Source organism: Ruminobacter sp. RM87, from assembly GCF_000701925.1.
Taxonomy (GTDB): domain Bacteria; phylum Pseudomonadota; class Gammaproteobacteria; order Enterobacterales; family Succinivibrionaceae; genus Ruminobacter; species Ruminobacter amylophilus.
In genome coordinates, this window is record NZ_JNKD01000002.1 from 43,465 (window position 1) to 53,716 (window position 10,252).

Genomic DNA, 10,252 nt, shown 5'->3' on the forward strand with positions numbered 1-10,252 from the left:
GTTATGACTGAGTCTGATTTACATTTTCAATATTCTTATCGAGTAACATGTCTGCGAGCTGACAGTATTGCTGCAGTGTTATATTTTCGGCTCTGAGCTGAGGACTAATTCCTAAATTTAACAGTTCTTCATCAGAAATAAAGCCTCTTAAGCTGTTATGTATTGTTTTTCGTCTCTGATTGAATGCCAGTGCAAGAACCTGTTCAAGTTTTCTTATGTCTTTCACCTCATAAGGTTTCTTATCATAAGGAACCAAACGTACAACAGCACTTGTTACTTTTGGAGCTGGTCGGAAGGCGTTGGGTTTTACCTCCATGATAGGAATTACCTTACAGTAATACTGAGTTATTAGAGACAGTCGGCCATAGTCTTTGGAGTCAGGTGCGGCCGCCAGTCTTGTTACTACTTCTTTCTGCAGCATGAAATGCATGTCCTTGATCACTTCAGACTGAGAGAACAGATGAATCATAAGCGGTGTGGAAATATTATATGGCAGATTACCGAATACTCTTACAGGGTTTTCTTTTGAGCCGAGTGTTGAGAAATCGAATTTCAGGGCATCAGCTTCGTGAATTTCGAGTTTTGGTGAAAGAAACGGATTTTCTCTCAATCTTTTGGCCAGGTCTCTATCCAGCTCTATAACATGAAGTTTATTAACTTTTTCACTTACAGGAGTTGTTAGGGCGGCAAGGCCGGGGCCGATTTCAACAATGTTGTCATCAGCTGACGGATTGATGGCTCTGACTATGTTAGCAATAACGTTCTGATCCTGAAGAAAGTTCTGACCAAATCTTTTTCGTGCGGTATGTCCCTGAGTAACTAAATCGTGCATTTATGTCTCTGTTTATGTTCAAATCAATTTAATACAAGTCATTCTATATGGAGATGTCTATTCGAGTATTTTAATGTAGGCAGAATCTCTTAGCTCTCTTTCCCATTTCTCACTTTCTTCCATAACTGAGCGGTTTGATAATATTTCTCTGGCTTTGATTTTATATGCTTCAATTGAATCTTTGTCTATTTTTCTATCAATCAATTCAACTATATGCCAGCCGAAACTGCTTTTGAAAGGCTCACTGATATCACCTGGATTAAGGCTTTTAATTGCCTCTCTGAATCTAGGATCGAAAATGTCAGGATTAGACCAGTCGATCAGACCTCCGTTGTAGGCTGACCCTGAATCTTCAGAATAGCGCCTTGCCTCATCTTCGAATTTATGGTCACCGTTTATTATATCGTTACGAATGTTGTTTAAACGCTGTTCTGCGGCAACATCATCGAATATGATGTTGGTTGTAAGAAGGATGTGTCTAACCTTAACCTGTTCAAGAGGCTGAGGTGTCATTTTTGCAATATCGTAGACCTTGATAAGAGAAAGACCTCTTTCTGTTTTGATAGGTCCTACGACATCTCCCGGTTTTGCCCTTGATACTGCGGGGGCGGCATATTCAGGAATTTCATTTATAGTCAGTTTCCCAAGGTCTCCTCCATTTATGGCATTACTGCTCTCAGAGTACTTCTGAGCGGCGTGAGCAAATGACATTCCTGATTTTAATTCTTTCATTACCATATTAACTTTACGGTTAGCGGCATCAGTTGCAGCAGGAGACGGTGTAACAGGAAGGGAAAAATTAATTACTGCCAAATGGTATGTCAGCATATGCGCTGCCTGATCCTTTAAGACGTAAGCAAGATGTTCAGCTTCCTGATCAGATATGTGAATACGGCTTCTTACCTGACTGCGCTTCACTTCGTCAATGATGATGTCATCTCTGATTGTATTTCGGATGGCGACGTCAGTTAAACCTGTTGTTCTATACTTTGACATTAATTGTTCAGTAGTCATGTGATTGTTTTCAGCAATGTGTTTTATTGCTCTGTCCAAATCTGTATCACTGATAATAATGTTGTTTTTATTTGCCAACTGCAGGATAAGTCTTTTGGTAATCAATTGTTCCAAAACATTCTTACGAATGACATCGTCAGCAGGTAATTCCTGATTATGGGCTTTCAGAAAGTTTTTGTATTTGATTACCTCTGAATTCAGATCGCTGAAAAGGATTGCTTCGTCACCGGCAATTGCAATGGTTCTGTCAACCATGTAATCGGTGGCTTCCGCCTGAGATAACCCCATCATAATCAGAAGGGTAGAAATTGTTGCTGTTTTCTTAAAAAGGCTGTTTAGCATAACAATATCCTATTTATTCAAGTTTACGGCGTTGTTATATGGAATCAGTTTTGTTTCCGGAGAGAAGGATGCGTTCATATTCGAATCAGTCAATCCCTTTAATTCAAAGAAAACACCGTATTTTGTTTCGTTTTTAGCTGTAAGTGTGTAGTTGTCCGGTTTATTGAATCTTTCGATTTGGAAACCGATACTGTAGCAACATGATTCGTACTTGAGAGCAAGTTTCTGGTCAATATTTCGACTTCTTTCCAAATCATAGTACATTGCAGCCACACCTTTAATATCGTCAGTAATAGGGAAGTTGAAAGCCCCCCCAAGTTGTTTAAGATCGCTGATCTCGCCATTCATAGTCTGGTTCCCGTCTCTCAGATAGCGATAACTGAGCTGAACCTTAAATTCTTCATACATGCCGTTAAGCTGGCTATTCCAGCTTGATGTTTCCCCTTTTTCAGTGTTATATACCAGATTTCCGTTGGCTGATACATAATCAAGAAAATTCAAATTGATTCCTGTGGCAATTGGGGTTCTCGGATATGTAGTTGAGGTTTCATTAGGATAGAATTTTACCTTCTGACTATGGAAATCATATCCCTGACCGATGTTGAATCTCAGCCTTTCCTTCAATTCGTTGTCATACATACGGTAGGTAATACCGTAACTTATTCTGTTTGTATCGGCAATTCTGTCCAGCCCGGCATATTTTCTGTAACCGAATAATGAGTAGTAATCATATACTCTGTCAGTTGAATCGTATATACCTATATGATCCTGATTACGATAAGGGATATACATGTACTGGATTTCAGGTTCAAGTGTCTGCTTGAAACTGAGGGTATTGTTAACAAAAGTGGCCTTGCTGTATATTTCTCCGTTGTAGAGATATCTGTTGACCTTTTCGTTAATTAAGCCAGGGGTAAAACCGTGAGTTATGTAGCTCGAGTACAGAGTGGACGGAATATCCTGTTCATAATGGGTAAGGAATCCTCTTCCGATAGCTCTTACTTCAATCCCGTTCTTATTGAGAATAGGCAATTCGATTTCAGGCTGAAAATGATACCTGTCACCTTTGTAACTCTGCTCCTTTAATTCTTCAACCCTGAAACGAGAATACTCGAAACCGGAACGGTATGCCAAATGTGAACCAATGGTGTCATGGTAGTTCATTTCAACCCGTGGAACAAGTTTGAATGGCAGATTTACAATATATTCGTTAGGTACCAGGAGTTGATATTTTTGAACAAGCAGATTAGCGTCAAAGTTGTTTTTGTCAACATACAGCTTTCCTGACTGTACCAGCTGATTGTCAATAAGTGTAGGAACCTTGGGATCAAAGTCGTTAACGTAGTTGTAGTCATTGCTTCTTACACGAGTAAAATTAATCAGGAAACCATAATCTTTATCAGAAAAATATGTTTCGTGATTGATGTAGTAAATCCACCGTTCGTCAAATGTTTGGTGGTTTATTCCCGTGTCGCCGTCACTCTTGTAGTGTCTGTCATGACTTATGTATTGACCATACACGGAGCCATATGTATTTCTGAAAGGCATGTAACGGAATTCACCGGTATTCAACAATCCTCTTCGTGTTATGATTTTAGGACTGTAAGTAAAATCATAATTGGGAGCAATATTCCAGTATATAGGAAGTGTGAGCATTCCTCCGTCAGATGACGTATATTCAATATTAGGGTAAAGAAGACCTGATTTACGTTCATTTTTAATTGGAAAATTAAAATAAGGTAAATAAAGCACAGGTACATCATGAAATCTAAAAACAGTATGATATGCTTCACCGAAAACTTCATTCTGATCAATGTTAACTTCGGAAGAATTTAATACCCATGAAGGCTGGTGTTTAGGGCATGTAGTCACGGAGGCGTCATACAGTGAGATAGTTTTATTCTCGTTATTCAGCACAGCTTTTTCAGTTGATCCACGGATAACTGAACCATTGATCATATATGTGGCATTGTGCAGTTCAGTACTGTTAGTGGCAAGGTTTGTGTAAAGTGTTGTATCACTGCTTACTGTGATCTGGCCGTCTTCGTAGAGAATGTTGCCTGAAGCAGTCATTTCCTGAGTATGTTGATTGAATGTTGTTTTGTCAGCTTTAAGCCTTTTGTTTCCCTGGATGATTTCAACATCTCCATCATATTGAATGTTGTTTTTAATGTTCGATTCCATACTGTCCGCAGTGATGGATATCGGCACTTTCTGGATATCTACTGTAGTGTCAGGAGCTACGTATTCAGGAACGTAGCCATAGCATCTTTCATCATATTCAGTGATTTGCATCAGTGGCGCATTGTCCGCAACAGCAGGAGCGCAAACCAAAACAGAACTGATGCATAGTGAAAGCTTTTTTAAATGATTCAACACTTGAGGAATCCCTGAAAATTATTATGTACAAACAACCAAGACTATTATAAATAAAAAGCTTGATTTAAACAAATGTAGGAGACATAAAGTAGGCCGGAAATTATATCTTTCCGGCCGTTGTTTTATAGACTTGATAATTTGAAAAAAGTTTAAATTTTCAACTTAGAATGGCAACGGATCATCGTTGAATGATGAATGCATGTCCGGTTCCTTGGCAGTAAATTCAGAATTGCTTCCTGCCCCTGAGTCTGAAGCTTTTTCTATGTTCAGATTTCCCGGAGCTGTCTGAGCAGCCCCTTGAGATGGTAACGGAGGTAATCCAGGGTAAGCGTTGTCACTGCCGTTTTGGCTGGAGCTCTGGTTATATGATGGTTCAGGCATTGGATTCTGCTGCTGAGGTACGTTGTTCCCGGAACGGCCGTAATTATTATTGAAATTGCCATTGTTGCCAAAATTGTTATTATTGAAACCATTGTTGTTATAGTTTCCCTGGTTGTTATGGCCGTTGCCGTTATATTGCTGATTTCCTCTCTGAGGATTCTGCAAACTGTTGCCACCATACTGCTGATTGTAATTGTTGGCTCCGTAGCCATTGTTGTCCTGATTCTGAGGCTTGTTTCCAAGCATCTGCAGATCTGTAACCTGAATTTCAGTAATGTATTTACGCTGACCATTCTGATCATCGTATGAACGAGTTCTGATTTTTCCTTCAACGTAAACTTGAGAACCTTTGTGGAGATAATCTCTTGCGATTTCAGCAAGTCTGCCCCAAAATACAATGCGGTGCCATTCAGTTCTTTCCTGTATGTTGCCGTTCTGATCCCTGAATGATTCGTTTGTTGCAAGACTGACAGTGGCTACACTGTTTGATCCTCCGTTCAGCATGCGAAAATCAGGCTCGGCAGCCAGATTGCCTACTAAAATTGCTTTGTTTACTCCACGCGCGGCCATAATAATTTACCTCTCGACTTAATAACTTACCTTCTATCTTGATTTAATTTCCTTTCCTACTTAACTATTTGCTACTGATACCTTAGCCTTTGAAGTAATGTCTTTATCAAAGAAAATTCGTTTTGTGATGTCAAGACAGTGTGATTTTATCATTTTTTCGCACAATGTTCTTGAGCATAATCAAAAAAATCATCTCCAAGTTCAATGTTTGGTATTCATAAATGTATGGATAGCAATAATTTGTGTATTAGTATAAATAGTATTTTATAGATAAAAATCTAACAATTCAACGCATTAGATGATAATTACAGTTTTTTTGGTCGAAAAATCAAAAAAATATGTGAGGAAAATTACAAAATTTTCTTTGGAAAACAAAGGAAAATCAGTTTTGGTTGCTTATTCTTAATGTATTTCAAATTTTGACTAAATGATTAAAGGTTTTAATTATTGAAATTTTAGGTTCGTGATAAAGTTAAATTAGGTATCTTTTTATTGTTATCGGTGTATTTATTGTATGGCTAAAGGTAATATAAACAAAGTTATTTTAGGTATTGCTAATGAGGAAATAACGTTTCTTTATACATCCTCAAAAGCCACTAAAATCATTACAGACAAGGTGTTGTGCGCTGGTAATACAGAATGGAAAAATGCTGTAGATGGACTGTTCAAAAAATATAAGATTCCAGCATCATGCAAGGTGATTGTTGTTTTGGGGCAGGGCTTATACACTGTGGTTCAGCTTCCGAAAAATGAACGTCTTTCCGAGGAAGAATTAAAAAGCGTAGCAATGAACAAAGAACTTGAACCTACGGTTCAGGGGCGTATTTTGGACTATACCTGGGATTTTTACGATGCCAAAACAGGGAAAAACAGTAAGCCTTCGTTGAATTTTGTACTTGTGGAAAAGAAGCTTATAGCAGGTTTGTCTGAAATAGTTAATGACGTTGCCTCCTTAGAAAAAATTACTATTTTTGATTTGGCAATGACTGAATTTATTTCCTATTATCAGGCTCTGTCAATGGGGAAAATTAAGGACAAGGAACAGAATCTGTTTGTTCCTCAGCTCTGCCTTACTCTTTATCTTCAGAAATCCAGGGATCTTACGGTCTATGGTGTTTTTGGCGGAGAACTGTGCTATTCGCGTACTCTTAGAGGATATAAAAATCTGGCAACAGATCTGATTGGCGGTGCTGACGATCCGACGATCAGTAAACTTACAACAGAAATACTCCGTATTACGGATGATTTCTTTACATCACGATTAGGTCTGCCGCCGATGAGCAAGCTGCTTCTGGTTATGAACGCAGAACAGCTTAAGAATATTGCTGCGGGTTTCAGTCAGAATTTCAGAAGAGTTGTTGACGTTGTGCCTATAAATGATGATGTGGCTACAACAGAGGCAGTGGGATATTCGGTTTGTAAAAATGCACAGCTGGTTGATATTTTGAAAAAAGATTTGGGCTATGCACCGTTGTTGGGAATTTTAAAAGAAGGAATACTTGTAAGTGAGAAAAATTAGAATCAATCTCTACAGCAAGGAATTTCAACCAAAACTGGTAATTCTTAGCTTAAAACACATGATTATTATCTGGCTGATAACTGCTGTTGTTATGGGGTTGTGGGCTAATGTATCAAATGACAAGAAGAAAAAGCTTGTACGACAGCAACAGACTATGAATGATGAGTATGAGAGTGTTTCTGATGAGCTGATGCAGACTCAGGTCATAGTTTCGTCTCTTAAACTGGACACTGAACTCCAGTCTCAGGTTGAAACCGCACGCAAAATTGCTCAGGGAAAAAGAGAGTTAGGCGCCTATTTATTAAGAGATTCAAATAAAAGCGGTCATGGTTTTGCAGGTTTTATGAAAGCTCTGGCCACAGTTAGAAATGATGGTATAGCAATAACCAGTTTCAGTATTGTTGATGGTCAGGCTGATATTGAAGGTGTAGCCAGAACGGCAGAAGATGTGCCAAAGTGGATAGGTCAGTTCCGTGAATATTCAGATTTATCAAATCTAACTTTCGGCAGCGTTAAACTAAATTACAACAGAGACGACAATTACTTAGGTTTTTCCCTTGAGAGCAAAATAAAAGATGATAAAGACGATAAAGGGGAAAGAAAATGAGTGCTTATAGAGATTATGAAAAGAAAGTAGCCAACATGACCATGCGTGAACGCGTTATGGTTCTGATGGTTGGTATTTGTGCTTTTGTTACCCCGATCTATTTTTATGTAATCGACGCCAATAACATGGCAGAAAAGAAAATAAATTCAAGTATGTCTTCTTTGAAGACGGATCTCGATGAAAAAAGATCTGAACTTGAAACGTGGCAGTCCAGAATTACGAAAGACCCTAATCTTGAACTTCGTGAAGAATTGCAAAATCTCAATAAAGAGATTGCTGATATATCTGGAAAGCTTGATAAAGGGGCAACGAGCCTGGTTGATGCATCGCATATGTCAGATATATTGAAAGGTATGCTGAAAACATCAGAAATAGAACTGTTATCTATGGAAAATTTACCTCCTAAAATTCTGATGAGCAATGGTGACAGCCTGCTTTACCAACATACTGTCCGTATGACTTTCAAAGGTCGTTACCTTGATATCATGAAGCATATGGAGAAAATGGAAAACTCTGGGTATAACTTCAATTGGCATCTAATAAACTATCATGTGGTTCAGTATCCGGTATCAGAAGTGACTGTTGAAGTTTATACTCTTAGCATTAATAAGGATTTTCTACATGCTTAAGAAAATAATTATTTTATCGGCAATGCTCATACCAGTAGCGTATGCTGAAGATTTTCAGTTGCATGATCCGACAACCCCACTGTCTGGAATGAGTACATCGACAAGCAGCGATAGTAAAAATTCTGCAGAAGAACTCAAACTTCAGGCAATAATGAGAGGAAACGGGCGCACAAGGGCCATAGTTAATGGAAGGACATGCTACATATCAGAGGAATGTTTCGGTTATAGAGTATATGCTATCAACAAGTCTGACATTCTTTTGAAAAAGGATAATAATCCTGTACTTGTGAAACTATCACTGTTTACATCGAAGGTGCAAAAATGAGTAGGATATTGAAATCTGCAATAGCTTTGAGTTTGGCTATGTGCGTAGGTTGTGTTTATAATCATCCACAGCCTAAGGAAGCTCAGGAGGAACTTGCTTTAGCTCTGTCTCAGGCCGGGTTGTCTGATGTACCGGAAGATGTGCTTAATGAGTTGAATCCCGATAATCCGTTGGATGAACAGTATTCAATAGGTAATGCCAGTCGTATTTCAATTGCCGCAAACAATGTTCCTGCTTCTGAATTCTTTGCTCGAATAATGAATCAGACAAATTCTTCGGTGGTTGTTCATCCGGAAGTCAGCGGTAACATTACTCTTAATCTGGATAATGTAACCACTGATGAAGTGTTTGATGCTGTATATAGAATGTACGGTTATTACACTGAAAAGAAAAATTCTGTTTATTACGTGTATCCTGCAGGTATTCATACCGAGAATATTCCGATCAATTATCTGTCAATGATAAGAGATGCGGAAACAAAATTATCTATTGTTAACAATACAGTGACTAATTCAGACAGTGACAGTTCATCTAATTCATCATCATCTTCTTCTTCAAGTGACAGTGACAGTTCGTCAAACAGTTCAAGTGGCACTAAGGTTACAACAACGGCAAAGAGTGATTTCTGGACTGACCTGCAAAATGTTCTGAGTTCAATTGTAGGAACAGATGAAGGCAGACTAGTTAAAGTTAATCCTCATGCCGCAGTTGTTACCGTACGAGGTATGCCGGAAGATATACAGAATGTGAAGAATTATCTGGATAGTATTGAATCAAATCTTCACAGACAGGTTGTAATAGAGTCTAAGATACTGGAAGTGACTCTGGATGAGAATTATGCTCAGGGGATAGATTGGTCTGCTATAACCGGTCATACTTTCAAATTTGGGAGTGCAAAAGCTTTTGGAGGCGGATCCGGTGATGCCATTATCGGCATCATGGGAGGTGGATTGTCTTTTTCTGCGGAATCCAGCCATTTTAATGCACTAATGAATTTCCTTAAGACCCAGGGTGACGTAACGACTCTGTCAAGTCCGAGAATTACTGCTTTGAATAATCAGAAGGCCATAATGAAGGTTGGTACTGATTCGTACTTCCTGACAGATATTTCTGTTGATACCTCAGCAAGCACTACTACAAGTAGCAATTACATTACTTCAGATGTTACTTTTAAGCCGTTCTTCAGTGGTGTATCCCTCGATGTGTTACCGCAGATTAATGATAATAATGAAGTTCTGATGCATATTCATCCGGCTGTGATAGATGTTAAGGAAGATAGTAAGACTGTTAACCTCGGAGGAGGCTCCTCAGCCATGCAGCTGCCTCTTGCCAGTTCTCAGGTAAGAGAAACAGATACTATTGTAAAGGTTAAATCAGGTGACGTTATTCTCATTGGTGGTTTAATGAGATCTGAAGTTGGGGAGTATGTGTCAAAGGTTCCGGTACTCGGAGATATTCCGTACTTAGGAGAGCTTTTTACCAACAGAAACAACTTTAATCACAAGAAGGAGCTCGTAATTCTTCTGAAGCCTGTTGTTGTTGATGGCAATACCTGGAAGAATGAAATCGGAAAGTCCATGGATTTATTAAAGAAATGGTACCCGAACGATGATGGTGAGAAGAAGAGTTCAGATGTTGATTTCATAGAATAAAT

The 10,252-nt window shown here is 38.7% G+C and carries 9 protein-coding genes; 5 read left to right on the forward strand and 4 right to left on the reverse strand.

The features are described from left to right. Window position 1 precedes the first annotated feature (1 nt). The 4 genes from rsmA to T489_RS13950 all read right to left on the reverse strand — a co-directional run bounded on the left by rsmA (window position 2) and on the right by T489_RS13950 (window position 5,518). A complete protein-coding gene (gene rsmA, locus T489_RS0100985; RefSeq protein WP_031578181.1) occupies window positions 2–832 on the reverse strand; it encodes a 16S rRNA (adenine(1518)-N(6)/adenine(1519)-N(6))-dimethyltransferase RsmA in 831 nt (276 codons plus the stop codon). A 57-nt stretch (window positions 833–889) separates the two neighbouring features. After that, window positions 890–2,188 (reverse strand): peptidylprolyl isomerase, encoded by a 1,299-nt coding sequence (locus T489_RS0100990; protein ID WP_031578182.1) that lies wholly within the window; start codon window positions 2,186–2,188, stop codon window positions 890–892. Between the two features lie 9 nt (window positions 2,189–2,197). Continuing rightward, on the reverse strand, window positions 2,198–4,567 hold the full coding sequence (locus tag T489_RS0100995; RefSeq protein WP_157608024.1) for an LPS-assembly protein LptD: 2,370 nt from the start codon (window positions 4,565–4,567) through the stop codon (window positions 2,198–2,200). Between the two features lie 162 nt (window positions 4,568–4,729). Beyond that, the gene (locus tag T489_RS13950) at window positions 4,730–5,518 is read right to left on the reverse strand and encodes a single-stranded DNA-binding protein (protein ID WP_051621682.1); all 789 of its coding nucleotides are present in this window, start codon (window positions 5,516–5,518) and stop codon (window positions 4,730–4,732) included. A gap of 514 nt (window positions 5,519–6,032) precedes the next feature. On the opposite strand from T489_RS13950, the gene T489_RS0101005 reads away from it, so the two are divergent. From T489_RS0101005 to mshL, 5 genes are read left to right on the forward strand one after another with little or no spacing between them, the layout of a single operon-like run. Further along, entirely contained in the window at window positions 6,033–7,037 is a 1,005-nt protein-coding gene (locus T489_RS0101005) for a hypothetical protein (protein WP_031578185.1), read from the forward strand. Further along, window positions 7,024–7,644: a PilN domain-containing protein gene (locus T489_RS0101010; RefSeq protein WP_031578186.1), complete on the forward strand. Its 621-nt coding sequence runs from the start codon at window positions 7,024–7,026 to the stop codon at window positions 7,642–7,644. Before T489_RS0101005 ends, T489_RS0101010 begins: the two co-directional genes overlap by 14 nt. Continuing rightward, the gene (locus T489_RS0101015) at window positions 7,641–8,273 is read left to right on the forward strand and encodes a hypothetical protein (RefSeq protein WP_031578187.1); all 633 of its coding nucleotides are present in this window, start codon (window positions 7,641–7,643) and stop codon (window positions 8,271–8,273) included. Before T489_RS0101010 ends, T489_RS0101015 begins: the two co-directional genes overlap by 4 nt. Further along, on the forward strand, window positions 8,266–8,598 hold the full coding sequence (locus T489_RS0101020; protein ID WP_031578188.1) for a hypothetical protein: 333 nt from the start codon (window positions 8,266–8,268) through the stop codon (window positions 8,596–8,598). Before T489_RS0101015 ends, T489_RS0101020 begins: the two co-directional genes overlap by 8 nt. Beyond that, window positions 8,595–10,250 carry a pilus (MSHA type) biogenesis protein MshL gene (gene mshL, locus T489_RS0101025; RefSeq protein WP_084155352.1) on the forward strand — a complete coding sequence of 552 codons (1,656 nt, stop codon included), beginning with the start codon at window positions 8,595–8,597 and terminating at the stop codon, window positions 10,248–10,250. The genes T489_RS0101020 and mshL overlap by 4 nt, the downstream gene beginning before the upstream one ends. Window positions 10,251–10,252: the final 2 nt, after the last annotated feature.